The organism is Gottfriedia acidiceleris (assembly GCF_002128425.1).
Classification (GTDB): Bacteria; Bacillota; Bacilli; order Bacillales; family Bacillaceae_G; genus Gottfriedia; species Gottfriedia acidiceleris.
This window is the reverse complement of the sequence record NZ_NESS01000021.1, coordinates 23,538-39,091: the sequence shown is the minus strand read 5'-3', so window position 1 is coordinate 39,091 and position 15,554 is coordinate 23,538. Positions and strand designations below refer to the sequence as shown.

The following is a 15,554-nucleotide window of genomic DNA, read 5'->3' as shown; positions in this document are numbered from 1 at the left end:
AGTCCGCTCGACTTGCATGTATTAGGCACGCCGCCAGCGTTCGTCCTGAGCCAGGATCAAACTCTCCATAAAAGTTAAGTTTAAATCTTGTATTGCTCAAAAAACTAATAATTGACGTTCACTTCATGTTTTGTTTAGTTTTCAAAGTTCACTTCATCGCGTCATTAGCGACTTTTTCATATTAACATTCTCAAGAAAGCCTGTCAATATTTTTTTAATTCTTTTTTCTTTCGACGCCGTCATCTCTTGGCGACATATAATAATATAACATCGATAAATCACACCGTCAACACTTTTTCAAAGTTTTTTTCAAAAAAATTACACGTGTTTTTGGACATACAAATATTAAGTCAAAACAGTTTAATACAAATAAGCTCAATACACTTATAAAAGTACATGATAGGTTCTAATAGTAGCGAATTGTTCAATAGCAACTATCCGGTTTGAGAAAGGTGAAATAGTGAATAATTTCGTTTTATCGTCAAAGCAACAGATTAATACATTTCATTATTAATCCATTCTCGTACTTCTTATCTGTTTGTTTCACTTCAGAAATTTAATAAACAACAATAAAAAAGTAGATTATTCATCCATACTCCATTAATCGGCTCATTGCTTAAAGTTGAATTTCTATTATATGGATAGCTTATTAAAACGAACCAGTGGATTGAGGCTCCAATCATTACCTCTCCAACTACGCGGTATAAGTATGCATCTATATTGTTATAAAGATGTACTTACTCCAGATACCCAATATAGCTTTCCTCATATTAAATATATTCGATTTTTTACTATTCACAAAGGCCATCATTATTCCTTTAACTCTCCGTTCACTATTAAAGTCCTACCCTTATTTAATTTTATTAGCTATACCTATTTACTTATTGAATTATTTCATTAATTTTATATCTTCCAATTCATCTTTTAAATAAAAAGCAGAAAATAAACCAAATTACCATCCGATCATTCTTCAATTAATTGTGAAAATGTCCTGTATTTAGCTTTAATTCATTAAACCCTCATTTAAAATCGTCCCATTAAATAAGTTCGAATTGTTTTCCATGTTAGCACTAACAATTCCTATCTCATTTATGCTATATTTACAATGAATGGGGTGGACAAAGTGGCAAAAAAGAAAAGTAGTAAAATTAATAATATAAGAACGTTTGCACTTTCATTATTATTTATTGGCTTCATCATTATGTACGGTGGTGTATTTTTCAGAGAGCATAAGATTGTCATGACGATCTTTATGCTTGTAGGATTTTTAGCGATTATAGGTAGTACAGTTGTTTATTTTTGGATTGGAATGTTGTCTACAAAAACGATTCAAGTCATCTGTCCGAATTGTAACAAAACGACTAAAATGCTTGGTAAAGTTGACATCTGCATGTATTGTAATGAGCCACTTACATTGGATCCTTCATTAGAAGGTAAAGAATTTAATGAAAAATATAATAGCAAACGAAATGCTAAGCAATAGCATAATAAATAAAGCACATTACAATTATGTAATGTGCTTTATTATGATAATGTTTTTTCTTTACATTTAGGACAAATACCGTATACTTCCATTCTATGGTTGGTTACTTCAAATCCCGTTTCCTTCTCAACATAAAGATTGATTCCTTCTAATCCATCATAATGAAAGTCATTCATTTCACCACATTTTTCACAAATGATATGATAATGATCAGTTGTTATATAATCAAAACGACTAGAAGAATCACCAAAGTTTAATTCTTTAACCATTCCTACTTCACGTAATACTCTGAGATTATTGTAAACTGTTGCCACACTCATATTTGGAAATTTTCCCTCAAGTGCTTTATAGATTTCATCAGCAGTTGGATGTGATCCACTTCCTATTAAATATTCTATAATTGCATGTCTTTGAGGTGTAATACGTACGCCGCTATTCTTTAAATGTAAAATTGCATCTTGAATATTTTCCTTATGCAACGCCGCTCTCCCCGTTTCTATAATTAGTTCCAAATTTACTTTCTTATTATTAGTTTATTCAACTGCAAGAATATTTGTCAACTTTTTGAGAATTTCTTAAAAAAATTAGCTAATGCTTGTATTTCATTTATCTAAACAAAAAAAATGTGCGAGAATTCTCTCGCACTTCAATATGCTATCATCTGAGGAGGTATGCCCTATACTTCAATATATTCCCTAAAGCAATATAGGTATAGACGAAAAGCTTGATTATTTTAGATAAAACCATTCTTTCTCAAAAAAACTTAAAAAAAAACAGTTAATTTATTTAAAATAGTTTGTACAAAATTTAAGAACGATTGATTACACTGTAAACATCTTCAACATGATTCTTTACTCTAACCTTTTGCCATACATTTTCGATACAACCTTCTTCATCAATTAAAAATGTTGTACGTTCTATTCCCATATATTCCTTGCCAAAATTATTCTTTAACTTCCATACATCATACAACTTCGCAACTTCAGTTGTTTCGTCTGAAAGTAATAAAAATGGTAATTGATGTTTTTCTATAAATTTTTCATGTCTTTTTATAGGATCAGGACTTATTCCTAAAATGATAGTTCCACTATTCATAAACCTTTCATATGAATCTCTAAAGTCACAAGCTTCTGTAGTACAACCTGGTGTCATATCCTTTGGGTAAAAATAAAGTACTACTTTCTTGCCTCTAAAGTCTGACAAAGTTACATCTTCTCCATTACTTGCTGGTAAAGTAAATTCCGGTGCTTTCATTCCAATTTCAATAGTCATCATAATCTCCTTAATCGTAAATATTAACGTTCTTCTTTAAATACTTGTAAAACAAAAGCCGCTGGCATCGTATAACCAATAAGCGCTTCAATCATAGCAACCCATCTTCCGATCCCTATTGGTACAATATCTCCATAGCCTACAGACAAAAGAGTGATTGCGCTAAAATATAAGCATAACCCCATTATATGGTAATTAGTCCCTTCAATAGGAATAGAATGCTCAATTAAAATTGGATGTGGTCCTCGCTCTAAAATAAAATATACTGCGCTAAAGCCTATAAGTACCGTTCCATATATTAAAAATAATAGAATGTAATTATTAATTGAAATAAGACTTTTATTCACTTTTGTAGTTGAAGTATTCCATAAATACACTAGACTATACAAAATCGCAAATATAGCAACAAAAAAGAAAAAAGCAGTTCCCATTTCAATCACCTCATTTCAATTTATGAAACAAGCTATTGAAATAGAATACTGCTTAGTTACCTGCACCTTTATATTTTTTTACCCCTTGATTCCAAATTAAAACAGCTAACACAAAAACAACTAATCCCATAACTGGCGTTAAAAATGAATAGACATACCATTCACTTCTACGTAGAAAATAAGCAGCTGGATAAACACCAACAAATGCAAATGGTAAAATCCATGTTAATACAAAGCGAATGATAGGATGATAAATATTAATAGGATAACGACCATAGTTTCCTATATTATACATTAAGGGCATAATAGACGTTCTTGCATCTGACCAAAAACCGATACTCGCTAAGGCAATAAAGATTCCGGCATAAACAAACATCCCACCAAAAGCCATTAGAAGAAATAAAAATGGATCATACCAAGTAATTGAAAGCCCTAATTTTACACCTGCATAGATCATAATAATTAATCCAGTAATAGCACCTAGTAAAGATTCTAACTCCATTTTCTCTAATACTACTTGAAAAAGACTATGAATTGGTCGAGTTAAAATACGATCAAACTCTCCCTTTACAATGTAACGATCATTAAAATCCCATATATTAAAAAATGAAGCAAAGAGAGCAAACGGAACTAAAAAGAAACCATAAATGAATACAATTTCGTCTCTGTTCCATCCTTCAATAAGTGACGTATGATTGAAAACTAATAATATAAAAATTAAATTTACAGCCTGAGCCATCAAATCAGATAAAAATGATAAAAAGAAATTTGCTCTATATTGTAATTTAGTTTTTAAATATTGACCTGAATATTGAAGAAATATATTTAAATAAAACATTCTTTAACCTCCTTGTATAACAAGATGCTTTTTTGCTTTATACCATATAAGAGTAATAGGGACACATAAAATGCCGATCCAAATTACTTGAAATAAAAGGCCTCTAAAAATCAATTCCCCTTTTATACCTTCAGCAAAAATCATACTAGGAATATAGCTGATCCCTTGAAATGGTAAGTACTTCATTACATCTTGTGCCCAAACTGGAAAGAACGTGATAGGAATCGTTAAACCTGAAAATAAATCAATGATGACACGTTTAGCTTGAATAAAGCCCATATTATTTTGAAGAAAGAATGCCATTAATCCTGTTAATAAATTCAATTGTGTATTAATTGCAAAACTGAAAATCGAAGCAATTAAAAATAAACCTAAAGTTTTTAAATTAAACGAAACATCTAAACGAAAAATTAAAGCAACTATAATAAAGCCTGGAATTGAAAAGAAAAAGAATCTAAAAATCCCCTCTCCTAACCCTTGCATTACTTTAGTAAGTAAATAGTTATAAGGCCTAATAAGTTCTATCGCTACTTTTCCTTCTACAATTTCTTCAGCAATTTCACGGTCAAGATTATTAAAATAAAATGCCCTTGCCATCCAAGCAATGGCTACATAAGTAGTCATCTGGTTTACTGATACACCTTGAATTGATCCTTGATGTCCATAGATCGCTTTCCATAAAAAGAAATAAGCACCTATATTAATCGTATAAATAACAATTCCGGTGTAATAATTAGTACGATACGCTAACATCATTAAGAAACGAATACGAATGATTTCAATATACTTACTCATTACTAATACCTTCTTGGTAGATGTTTCGTATAATTTCTTCTGTAGAAATCTCTAACATCTTCATATCTTTAACAGGATTTGATTGAACTACTTTTGCAATAATCATAGAAATAAGTGTTTCATCATTTGGTAATGTAACACTCCAAATATTTTCGCCTTCTTCTTCCTTCCATTTCACATCAGTTCGTCCGATTAATTCATTTAATGTATTTTGATTTACAGGCTTAATAAACTGGAATTGAATTTCTTTCTCTTCACCCCATTGACCTTTTAGCTGTTCAAGTTTTCCATCATAAATGATTTTTCCTTCATCTAACATAACTACTCGATCACATAATGCCTCAATATCAGAAATATCATGGGTTGTTAAAAGAATTGTTGTACCATATTTTTGGTTTAGCTCTTTTAAAAACTCGCGAATTTTTAATTTTACTAATACATCTAACCCAATTGTCGGCTCATCTAAAAATAATAAAGGTGGATTATGAATTAAAGCAGCCGCTAGTTCACATCTCATTCTTTGACCTAAAGATAACTTTCTAACAGGTTGATCTAATAATGGCTCTATATCCAAAGTCTTAATGATATAACCCATATGCTCTTCATATTGTTTATCTGGTATTTGATAAACTTTTTTAAGTAATCGAAATGATTCTTGTACAGCAATATCCCACCATAATTGAGATCTTTGACCAAATACGACTCCTATTGATTTAACAAAACGCTCTCGATCTTTTTGAGGGTGGTATCCATTAACTGTTACATCACCAGAAGTAGGCGTTAGTATGCCCGTCAACATTTTAATTGTAGTCGACTTCCCTGCTCCGTTCTCCCCGATATAAGCCATCATTTCTCCTTTTTTTACAGAAAAGTTTATATAATTAACGGCTGTTTTTGTTTTATAGTTTCTTGTAAACAGATCTCTAAATGCACCTTTTACACCAGAGCGACTCAAGAAAGTTTTAAATTCTTTGTGTAAGTTTTGAACTTCAATTATGTTCTCCATTGGACTTCCTCCATTTTTTATTCCGTCGCTTAGTGTATTTGAAATATGAACTAAGTACAATAAAAAAGTTCTAAAAATTAGTTTCCAATTTTTTCGGACTATTTTTGTGAAAAATATGGATTCTACAAAATGTTCAAATTTCTTTTTAATTTGGAAGGGCTTACATTTACCACACGCTAAAATTTCGTGCTAGAATGTAATTTAACCACATAAATAATGTAAAGATGCCGGTTAATTCTTTCATTTTTTTATCAATAATGGGAGGTACTCCATGAATAATCAAAATTCAATTGAAATACATAATGAAGCTTTAGAACATATCGTTGGAGGAGTAAATAGTCCTTCAAGATCGTTTAAAGCTGTAGGTGGCGGAGCTCCTGTCACAATGAAGCGTGCAAAAGGCGCATATTTTTGGGATGTTGATGGCAATCAATATATAGATTATTTAGCAGCATACGGTCCTATTATCACGGGCCACGCTCACCCACATATTACAGCTGCAATCACAAAAGCTGCAGAAAATGGTGTCCTTTACGGTACTCCTCATGAACTTGAAGTACAATTTGCTAAAATGCTAAAAGAAGCGATTCCTAGTATGGATAAAGTCAGATTTACAAATTCAGGTACAGAGTCCGTAATGACGACTATTCGTGTAGCGAGAGCTTATACTGGGCGCACTAAAATCGTTAAATTTGCTGGGTGCTATCACGGCCATTCAGATTTAGTACTTGTTGCTGCAGGCTCTGGACCATCTACTCTTGGTACTCCTGATTCCGCTGGTGTACCACAAAGTATAGCTAATGAAGTGATTACAGTTCCATTTAATGACATTGTGGCATATGCAGAAACAATGGATAAATGGGGTCATGAAGTAGCTGGTGTACTTGTTGAACCTATCGTCGGAAACTTCGGAATCGTAGAACCGAAAGAAGGATTCCTAGAAGCTGTAAATGAAATTACACACAATCATGGTGCGTTAGTCATTTATGATGAAGTAATTACTGCCTTCAGATTTATGTATGGAGGAGCACAAAATTTATTAGGTATTGAACCAGACTTAACAGCTCTTGGAAAGATTATAGGCGGTGGATTACCGATTGGAGCTTATGGTGGTAAAAAAGAAATTATGGAAACAGTTGCCCCACTTGGTCCAGCATATCAAGCTGGTACAATGGCAGGTAATCCAGCATCAATAGCAGCTGGAATTGCATGTCTTGAAGTATTAAAACAAGAGGGTGTCTATGAAGAATTAGATCGTCTTGGTGCTATTCTTGAAAAAGGTATTCAAGAAAAAGCAGATGAGCACAACATCCATATAAAAATCAATCGCTTAAAAGGTGCCTTAACAGTTTACTTCAATGTTGACGAAGTAACGAATTATGAAGAAGCAAAAGAATCAGATGGTGAAGTTTTTGGTAGATTTTTTAAACTTCTTTTAGAAGAAGGTATTAATCTAGCACCATCAAAATATGAAGCTTGGTTCTTAACTATAGCTCATACTGAACAAGATGTTCACCAAACAATTAACGCTGTTGGGAACGCGTTCCTAAAATTATCTACGATTAAACTATAATATATGTGAGGTCACTACAACTCGAAGTGGCCTCTATTCATACAAAGTTAATTCAGAATAATCAATTTTTTCCATATATAAATAGGAGGTAGTTAAATGAAATTTCAATCAAAAACAGAATGGTCACCAGGTTTATTTAGAGATTATTACAATAACGAACATGATGCATGTGGAATCGTTGCCTTTATCAATCGTTCTATAACTCAAACAAGAGAAACGATTGATATTGCTGCCGAAAGTTTACGAAAGATGAATCATCGAGCGGGATTTACGAACGGTGAAGGTGATGGTGTAGGAATTCAGACTGACATCCCTACTCTACTCTGGCAAGAAAAACTTACATCTGTAGGAATTAGTTCAGAAGTCGTTTCACACCCTTTATTTACAGTTGGACATTTCTTTTTAGATGAAAAATCAGAAATACAAACTTTGCTCCAAATTTTTGAAGAAAATGGTTATGAAACTTTATATCATAGTAGTGATCAAACCTTTACTTCAGCACTTGGTCCTATCGCTCAAGCAGTAGAACCTGAATTCTTACAAGTAGCAATACTCCCAATTAAAAATCACCAAAGCACATCTCTATTTGATTTAACAAATATCATTAGCAAAAAAACAAATGTAACAGTTGTCTCCCTTAGTCAATCAACTTGCGTCTATAAAGTAATGGGAACAATCGACACTTTATTGTCATACTATTCAGATTTACAACATCCTAATTTTCAATCAGCAGTTGTGGTAGGTCATAATCGCTACTCAACAAACACATCATCTTCGTTTTCAAGAGTTCAACCATTTAGCATGCTAGCACATAATGGAGAAATTAATACAATCGAACAATTAAGAATTGAAGCAAAACAAATTGGCGCAAATATTAAACATGGAAATAGTGATTCACAAGATGTGAATATAACACTAGAGACGCTTATTCATAAATATAACTACTCATTGAAAGAAGCAATGGAATTATTATTCCCACCTGTACCAGCAGAATATGAATCAGATCAAGAAGTAAACTCCATTTACAATACTATACGAAGTACATTCGGCCCATATTGTCAAGGTCCTGCAGGAGTACTTACAAGAGAAGGAAATGAATTTGTTGCTAGTGTAGATGCTTTAGGTTTACGCCCAGTTTGGCTACTTGAAACAAATGAATATTATGTATTTTCATCCGAGCAAGGCATCCTTTCTCCAGAATCTTTTATATCTGAGCCACAAGCCCTTTCGCCTGGAGAAAAAGTCGGTATTAATTTACTAAAAGACCGTGCTCAACTATTAACACACCGTGAATTAACGCATTTCGTTACAACAAAACTTGACGAAAAACTAACGATGAATCTAGCAAATAAAGAAGCAAATTCAGCTGATTACGTAGAACACTCACCTCCTTCAATTCATCCGTTTGAATATGGAGCTTTTGGATGGCAAAAGGAACAAATTCAATTAGTTGAACAAATGGCAGAAAAAGGTGCAGAACCTATTCGTTCATTAGGACATGACGCACCACTAGCTTGTTTAGATGAAGCTAGAAAAAATCTTTCTGACTTTATGAAAGAAACCGTTGCAGTTGTAACGAACCCTGCAATCGATCGTGATCGTGAAACAGAGCATTTCTCTATTTCTGTCATTTTAGGAAAAAGACCATCCATTACAAGGAAAGATTCAGGAATTGTTCTACAACTCCCTTCTCCAATAATAGGTGATGGTTTTGTAGGAAGTACCTTAAAAGCTAGTCGTCAACAAATTTCATATGAAGAGATTCTAAATCTATATCAATTAGAAAATAAACTTTATACAGTTCATAGTACATTTTCTAATTTACCTTTAGAAGAAACATTGTCTCAATATAAATACGAAGTTGTAGAAGCTGTGAGAAATGGTGCAGAATGTATTATCATTACAGATGAAGAAGCTCATAAAAATAATCAATACTGGATTGATCCTGCTCTCATTACAGCAATAATCCATAATGGACTTGTGAATGCTAAGTTAAGAAGAAATTGTTCGATTGTCTTAAAGACAGCTGCTGTTCGTAATCTTCACGATTTAATGGTAATGAAAGGTTTAGGAGCAGATGCAATTAATCCTTACTTCCTTTTTGGAACAATTTCAGAACTGGAAGCTTCTGAAAAAATAGTAAAACTTTATGATGTTTTAAATAAAGGAATCGAAAAAGTTATTTCTACAATAGGTATGCACGAGCTACGAGGCTATGCAAAAATGTTCAGTAGCATTGGTTTACAAGAAGATATCGCTTCTTCTTTAGGCGTAATAAATTTCTTCGGTGATCAAGCTGTTTCTGGATACAATTTATTAGAGGCTGATTCGAAAAAACGTTATGAAGATTACAATGCAAATAACGCAACTATGCCAAAATCTTTCCACGTATTCCCTCGAATTTGGAAAGCTATTGGAGAAACGGCACAAACAGGTAGTTATGAAACTTACCGTCAAAAATTAACTCAAATAGAAGAAGAGCGTCCAACTGCAGTACGTCATGCGCTTTCTTTAGTTGAGAGTAGTAAACCAGTTGATTCAAGTCAGGTCTCATTAGAAATAGGTACTCACTCATTACCATTTATAATTAGTTCTATGTCATTTGGATCTCAAAATGAAGTTGCCTTTAGAGCTTACGCTGAAGGCGCTAATCGACTAAACATGATTAGTTTAAATGGTGAAGGTGGAGAAATCCAAGATATGATTGGAAAATATCCAAATACTCGTGGACAGCAAATTGCATCAGGCCGATTCGGAGTTAATGCTAATCTACTTCACTCTTCTAACTTAATTGAAATTAAAATCGGTCAAGGTGCAAAACCTGGTGAAGGTGGCCATTTGCCTGCTTCAAAAGTTACTCAAAAAATCGCAGAAACGAGAAATGCAACACTTGGTTCTGATTTAATTTCACCTTCAAATAATCATGATATTTATTCGATTGAAGATTTAGCTCAAATGATTAGCGAAATTAAAGCTGTTAATCCTAAAGCAAAAGTTGCTGTAAAAGTCCCTGTTGTTCCTAATATCGGCACAATTGCTGTTGGTATTGCAAAAGCAGGTGCAAACTTTATAAATATTAGTGGTTTTGATGGAGGAACTGGTGCTGCCCGAGTTCACGCAATTCAAAATGTAGGTTTACCAGTGGAAATAGGTGTTCGTGCAGCCCACAATGCACTACTAGAATCTGGTTTACGTAATTCTGTCGAGATTTGGGCGGATGGCGGAATGAAAAGCGTAAACGATGTAGTAAAAATGATGATTTTAGGTGCAAATCGAATCGGATTTGGAACTTTATCAATGATTGCAATCGGTTGTACGACATGTCGTGGATGTCATTTAGATACATGTCACGTTGGTATTGCAACACAAATCGAATCAGAAATAGAAGCAATGCGTCACGGTTTACGTAAATTTACACCTAGACAACTTGAAACAGCAGTAACTAATTTAGTACAATTCTTCACTGCATTCAAAGATGAACTGCAAGTAATTGTTGGTTCATTAGGAGTAAAAAATGCTCAAGATCTTGTTGGTAAAACTGAATTCTTAAAACAAACAAGATTTTTAGATACGCTAAGTTTATTTAATTTATTATCTACTAATAAAATTGATGCTAAAGAATATGTACTTTCTAATGGAGAATCCGCAAAAGTACTTCAAAGTAATGATGTTGGAGTTTATGCAAAGGTAGACAATGAATATCGCCATGCTGGCAGCTTACTAATTCATGACTTAGTAGTTAAAAAACAAGCGCAAGGAGTAGCTTCCCCTGTCGAGATTAGCTTCGAAGACCAATCTATTCCTGGAAATGGTTTAGGAACTTATACAGTAGAAGATTATTCTGTATTCGTTCAAGGCGGAGCTCAAGATGGAGTAGCAAAAACTGCTTTTGGTGGAACGATTTTTATCAGTAAAGCTTTAGGTGCTAACGGACAATACTTTGGTGGTTCGGTTGGAAAATGTTTTGCATATGGAGCACAAAAGGGACAATTCTTTATCCAAGGTAACGCTGACTCTCGAGCAGGCATTCGTTTATCAGGTGCCGATGTTGTAATTGGTGGCCATAATCAATCTAGTCAACCTATTTCACAGAAAACTCGACTTGGTGCAAAAGCAAATATAAACGGTTTTGCTTTTGAATATATGACTGGTGGACGTGCAGTAGTTCTAGGAGATCCAGGCCCATGGATGTGTGCGGGTATGACAGGTGGAGTAATTTACGTTCGAAACTCAGCTGAATTAGGTCTTACTAAAGAAGCTTACCAAAATCGAATCGCAAAAGGTGCAAGTGTAAGTATTGTACCGGTCGATGAAACAGGTAAAAACGATCTAAATGAATTGTTAGAGAAATATATTACACTGTTAACTCAGCATAATCAACATGACGAAGCTGTATTTGTTCAAAGTTTATTAGACGATATTGAACAAAACTTCTTACAAATTAAACCTAAAAAAGAACAAGCAGATCCATCTGTTTCAACTGAATGATTTTATAAAAAGAAGCGACAATTTTCGCTTCTTTTTTTTTATTATTTCAGCATTCAACAGCATTAATATATAAGAAACCCCTTTCATTTTTAAGTTCCAAATCTTTTAATTTGACTAATAATTTAATCTTTTTCTCTCTACATATAATTAACAAAATTTCTTAAAAAATTGTATTGATAATGCGTGTAGTTCATTGTATAGTTACAAGATGTTACATCAGAAAAAATTATTTAAGTAGTAATTTTCTAATTCACTCGATGTAAAAAATAGTAGTTTAATAGTAATATAGTCTAAGCATTAAGCTAGACAAACAAAAAGGAGTAATATAATGAGATTAGGAGCGCGTGTTCTAAAAACTGGTATAGCTATTACGCTCGCCATTTATAGCGCGATGTTTTTTGATTTATCAACAGCTTCGATTGCAGGTATCTCTGCTATTTCGGCATTAAAATCATCAGTAAACCAATCATACAAATCGTTAGTCGAACAACTTCAGGCTAACTTAATTGGTGCAATACTGGCAATTATTGCAGTGATTACTCTAGGGAATAATCCAATCATCATTGGATTTACATGTATTCTCGTGATTATCATTACATTAAAACTAAAACTTGAAAATACAATCGCTACGACATTAGTTACAGTAGTCGTTATTATGGAGGTAAGTACAAGTACCGAACACTTTGCCATTTTTACTTTCGATCGTATTATGGCAGTATTAATTGGTGTTTTTGCTGCATCATTTGTAAATATTTTCTTAATGCCTCCAAACTATGAAAAAAAATTATCTCGTCTCATGATTTCTGTTACTGAGCAAACAAATAAATTAATGATGATGGCTTTACACAAAACTGTTAGCCATAATGGATTAAGAGATGAAATTTATCAACTAAAAGAAATAATGAGAAATGTTACTAAAATATATCGCCTATATAAAGAAGACCGAATCATTCTTGTTGGTCGAAAGAAAAAAGAGCATGAAAAATCTCGTAAAATCGTATTGTTTAGACAAATGCTTGTCACAGCCGATAACGCATTTGATACGTTAAAAGCTTTAAACCGATTAGAATATGAAATTAACGCATCTCCAAAAGAGTTCCAAGATTTAGTAAAAAATGAGTTAACATGCTTAATGCAATTTCACGAACATGCTTTAATGAAATTAATCGGTAAAGTAAACCTTGATCAAACCGCTCCACTTCATAGAGAAGAAAATATATTAAAAGATAAATTAACAAAGGCATTCTTGGACCACCATGATATTAATGATGAAGAAAAACAAAAAACATGGTTACATCTATTCCAAGTCGTATCAGCCATTTTAGAATATAGCGAAAATGTTGAACATTTAAATACACTCGTTGATAGCCATCAAACCTATCATAAAGAATATCAAGTTCAAGTTGAACAAGTTGAAACAATGTAAAAGCCTCCGAAATATGGAGGCTTTTTATTTTTTAGTTTGAATCAGTGGGGTATCTCGACGGTGTTCTTTATTTGAGACTGGTTTTTCAATTCATGCTAGCTGTTTAATTGCTATTTTTTCCTATTATGAGTATCATCTTGTAAAATTATTCGCAAAAAATACATTTACCGGTATGGGTAATTTTTTATCTTAATTGCGATTCTTCAAATTTTAATTGCTTTTTGCTGGTTTTGTTTGCGATTCTTGAATTTTAATTGCAGTTCTGCGATTTATTTGCGATTTCCGAATTTTATTTGCATTTGGCTGTTTATTTGCAACTTATCCTTATTTATTTACACACTTAATTCTCTTATTTGCAACGCAGATTTAATCCGCCTCTCTTCTTTTTCTTACAAACCGACCGTAATATCTACACTTCTTCAAATAAAAAAGCACAAAGAAAACTAATTTCTTTGTGCTAACCTTCTATAAAGAACTTGAACTACTCTCTAAATTTTGAATTTCAAACAAATGATAGTAAGCTTCTTTTTTAGCCATTAATTCCTCATGCGAACCAATTTCGACAATTTGACCTTGATCAATATAAACTATTTTATCTACATGAGTAATGGTAGATAATCTATGTGCAATAAATATTGTTGTACGGTTCTTTGCTAATTCATGAATCGCGTCTTGAATATACCTTTCATTTTCTAAATCAAGAGCTGAAGTAGCCTCATCAAATATTAGAATTGAAGGATTTCTCAAAAATACACGGGCAATTGCAACACGTTGTTTTTGACCACCTGAAAGCTTAACTCCTCTTTCCCCAACAAGTGTGTCGTATCCATCTGGTAAACTCATTATAAAATCATGTGCGTTAGCCGCTTTGGCAGCTGCAATGATTTCTTCTTCACTAGCACTCGGATTTCCATAACGGATGTTTGATTTTACAGTATCACTAAATAGGAAATTGTCTTGTAAAACAATACCGATTTTTTCTCGCATACTTTTTAAATCATAATCCCTTATGTCGACACCATCAATTTTAATAGACCCTTTTGTTACGTCATAAAAACGTGGTATTAAACTAACTAATGAAGACTTCCCTCCACCGCTCGATCCAACTAATGCAATCTTTTGACCAGGTTCAATTTGGAAAGTTACATCTTGAATGACCACTTCATCAACAGCATTATATTGAAAAGATACGTGATTAAAGTGAATTTGACCTTCTAACTTTTTAGCATGGATTGGATTATCTCGATTAACGATGTCATACTTTTCATCCATCAATTCAAAGACACGATCCATCGATGCAAACGATTGTGTTAATGTTGTTGAAGAATTTGCTAATCTTCTAAGTGGATCATATAAACGATCAATATATCCAACGAATGCTACCATCTCACCGAGTGTTAAGTGACCATGAATTACTTGGTATGCAGAAAAACCGATAATTAATAATGGTCCAATATCAGTTAATGTATTAATTATTGTAAACGTACTCGCATTCCAGCCGGTATGTTTAAGAGCACGATCTAAAAACTCACCATTTTTTTCTCTAAATAGTCCGCTTTCATAATCTTCTAATGCAAAACTTCGCGTGACTTGCATCCCTTGAATTCTTTCTGTTAAAAACCCCTGTAAAACAGCTAAAGCTTGAGATCGTTGACGAGTCAAAAATCGAAGTCGACCGAAAAAGTACTTTACTGCTAATGTATAAAACGGCAAAACGATTAGCGATACAAGCGTTAACTTTACATCCATTGTTAACATGATTGTAACTGTAATTAAAATTGTAATTAAATCTAACCAAACATTCATTAACCCAGTAATAACAAAATCTTTAGTAGATTCAACATCATTTATTACTCGTGAAATGACTTCACCTGTCTTTGCATTAGCATAATATCTTAGGCTAAGTTTTTGTAAGTGTTTAAATAAATAATCTCTAATGTCAAATAAAATTCGACTACCGATATACTGAGCATAATACTGTCTGAAATACTCAATAGGTGGTCTTACAATAACAAAAATTCCAAATGCAATTAGCATGATGTAGATAAGATGTGAACTTTTGGTTGCAATTGGTAAAGATGAATTAATGATATTATCTACTACATATTTTAATAAAAACGGTAATATCAATGGGATTCCAAATTTAACGATACCGATTGCAATCGTTAAAAAAATATGAAATCGATATGGTTTAACAAATTTTAAATAACGTTTAATACTTCCCATATTTTCATCCTTTCAT

General features: G+C 32.8%; 10 protein-coding genes, 1 rRNA gene and 2 pseudogenes. 4 read left to right on the top strand and 9 right to left on the bottom strand.

Annotated elements, in window-relative coordinates; all coding sequences use genetic code 11:
- Nucleotides 1-72, bottom strand: a 16S ribosomal RNA gene (locus B6K90_RS21870); the annotation flags it as partial.
- 1,051 nt (nt 73-1,123) lie between these two features.
- On the opposite strand from B6K90_RS21870, the gene B6K90_RS21865 reads away from it, so the two are divergent.
- Nucleotides 1,124-1,483, top strand: coding sequence for a YgzB family protein (locus tag B6K90_RS21865; RefSeq protein WP_088014834.1), 360 nt, complete (start codon nt 1,124-1,126; stop codon nt 1,481-1,483).
- A gap of 41 nt (nt 1,484-1,524) precedes the next feature.
- Here the strand turns inward: B6K90_RS21865 and B6K90_RS21860 are convergent, their stop codons facing one another.
- The 7 genes and pseudogenes from B6K90_RS21860 to B6K90_RS21835 all read right to left on the bottom strand — a co-directional run.
- Nucleotides 1,525-1,962 carry a Fur family transcriptional regulator gene (locus tag B6K90_RS21860; protein WP_088014833.1) on the bottom strand — a complete coding sequence of 146 codons (438 nt, stop codon included), beginning with the start codon at nt 1,960-1,962 and terminating at the stop codon, nt 1,525-1,527.
- Nucleotides 1,963-2,290: 328 nt separating this feature from the next.
- Nucleotides 2,291-2,755, bottom strand: coding sequence for a thioredoxin-dependent thiol peroxidase (gene bcp / locus B6K90_RS21855; RefSeq protein WP_088014832.1), 465 nt, complete (start codon nt 2,753-2,755; stop codon nt 2,291-2,293).
- Nucleotides 2,756-2,778: 23 nt separating this feature from the next.
- Nucleotides 2,779-3,186 (bottom strand): potassium channel family protein, encoded by a 408-nt coding sequence (locus B6K90_RS21850; RefSeq protein WP_088014831.1) that lies wholly within the window; start codon nt 3,184-3,186, stop codon nt 2,779-2,781.
- Between the two features lie 52 nt (nt 3,187-3,238).
- A complete protein-coding gene (locus B6K90_RS21845) occupies nt 3,239-4,024 on the bottom strand; it encodes an ABC transporter permease (RefSeq protein ID WP_088014830.1) in 786 nt (261 codons plus the stop codon).
- A gap of 3 nt (nt 4,025-4,027) precedes the next feature.
- Nucleotides 4,028-4,819, bottom strand: a complete 792-nt coding sequence (locus B6K90_RS21840; protein ID WP_088014829.1) for an ABC transporter permease — start codon at nt 4,817-4,819, stop codon at nt 4,028-4,030.
- Nucleotides 4,812-4,949 (bottom strand): annotated as a pseudogene (locus B6K90_RS24620) (daunorubicin ABC transporter ATP-binding protein); the annotation flags it as partial. The gene B6K90_RS21840 and the pseudogene B6K90_RS24620, both read right to left, overlap by 8 nt.
- 86 nt (nt 4,950-5,035) lie before the next feature.
- Nucleotides 5,036-5,825 (bottom strand): annotated as a pseudogene (locus tag B6K90_RS21835) (ABC transporter ATP-binding protein); the annotation flags it as partial.
- A 271-nt stretch (nt 5,826-6,096) separates the two neighbouring features.
- Between B6K90_RS21835 and B6K90_RS21830 the strand changes: the two are divergent.
- The 3 genes from B6K90_RS21830 to B6K90_RS21820 all read left to right on the top strand — a co-directional run bounded on the left by B6K90_RS21830 (nt 6,097) and on the right by B6K90_RS21820 (nt 13,312).
- Nucleotides 6,097-7,398, top strand: a complete 1,302-nt coding sequence (locus tag B6K90_RS21830) for a glutamate-1-semialdehyde 2,1-aminomutase (protein ID WP_088014827.1) — start codon at nt 6,097-6,099, stop codon at nt 7,396-7,398.
- Nucleotides 7,399-7,494: 96 nt separating this feature from the next.
- Nucleotides 7,495-11,886 carry a glutamate synthase-related protein gene (locus tag B6K90_RS21825; RefSeq protein ID WP_088014826.1) on the top strand — a complete coding sequence of 1,464 codons (4,392 nt, stop codon included), beginning with the start codon at nt 7,495-7,497 and terminating at the stop codon, nt 11,884-11,886.
- A 328-nt stretch (nt 11,887-12,214) separates the two neighbouring features.
- Nucleotides 12,215-13,312 carry an FUSC family protein gene (locus B6K90_RS21820; RefSeq protein ID WP_088014825.1) on the top strand — a complete coding sequence of 366 codons (1,098 nt, stop codon included), beginning with the start codon at nt 12,215-12,217 and terminating at the stop codon, nt 13,310-13,312.
- A gap of 465 nt (nt 13,313-13,777) precedes the next feature.
- Here the strand turns inward: B6K90_RS21820 and B6K90_RS21815 are convergent, their stop codons facing one another.
- The gene (locus B6K90_RS21815; protein ID WP_088014824.1) at nt 13,778-15,538 is read right to left on the bottom strand and encodes an ABC transporter ATP-binding protein; all 1,761 of its coding nucleotides are present in this window, start codon (nt 15,536-15,538) and stop codon (nt 13,778-13,780) included.
- Nucleotides 15,539-15,554 lie beyond the last annotated feature (16 nt).

Bases quoted from the DNA above. Each gene is read 5' to 3' on its own strand.
- bcp (WP_088014832.1), bottom strand. From the start codon at position 2,755: ATGACTATTGAAATTGGAATGAAAGCACCGGAATTTACTTTACCAGCA.
- B6K90_RS21850 (WP_088014831.1), bottom strand. From the start codon at position 3,186: ATGGGAACTGCTTTTTTCTTTTTTGTTGCTATATTTGCGATTTTGTAT.
- B6K90_RS21845 (WP_088014830.1), bottom strand. From the start codon at position 4,024: ATGTTTTATTTAAATATATTTCTTCAATATTCAGGTCAATATTTAAAA.
- B6K90_RS21840 (WP_088014829.1), bottom strand. From the start codon at position 4,819: ATGAGTAAGTATATTGAAATCATTCGTATTCGTTTCTTAATGATGTTA.
- B6K90_RS21830 (WP_088014827.1), top strand. From the start codon at position 6,097: ATGAATAATCAAAATTCAATTGAAATACATAATGAAGCTTTAGAACAT.
- B6K90_RS21825 (WP_088014826.1), top strand. From the start codon at position 7,495: ATGAAATTTCAATCAAAAACAGAATGGTCACCAGGTTTATTTAGAGAT.
- B6K90_RS21820 (WP_088014825.1), top strand. From the start codon at position 12,215: ATGAGATTAGGAGCGCGTGTTCTAAAAACTGGTATAGCTATTACGCTC.
- B6K90_RS21815 (WP_088014824.1), bottom strand. From the start codon at position 15,538: ATGGGAAGTATTAAACGTTATTTAAAATTTGTTAAACCATATCGATTT.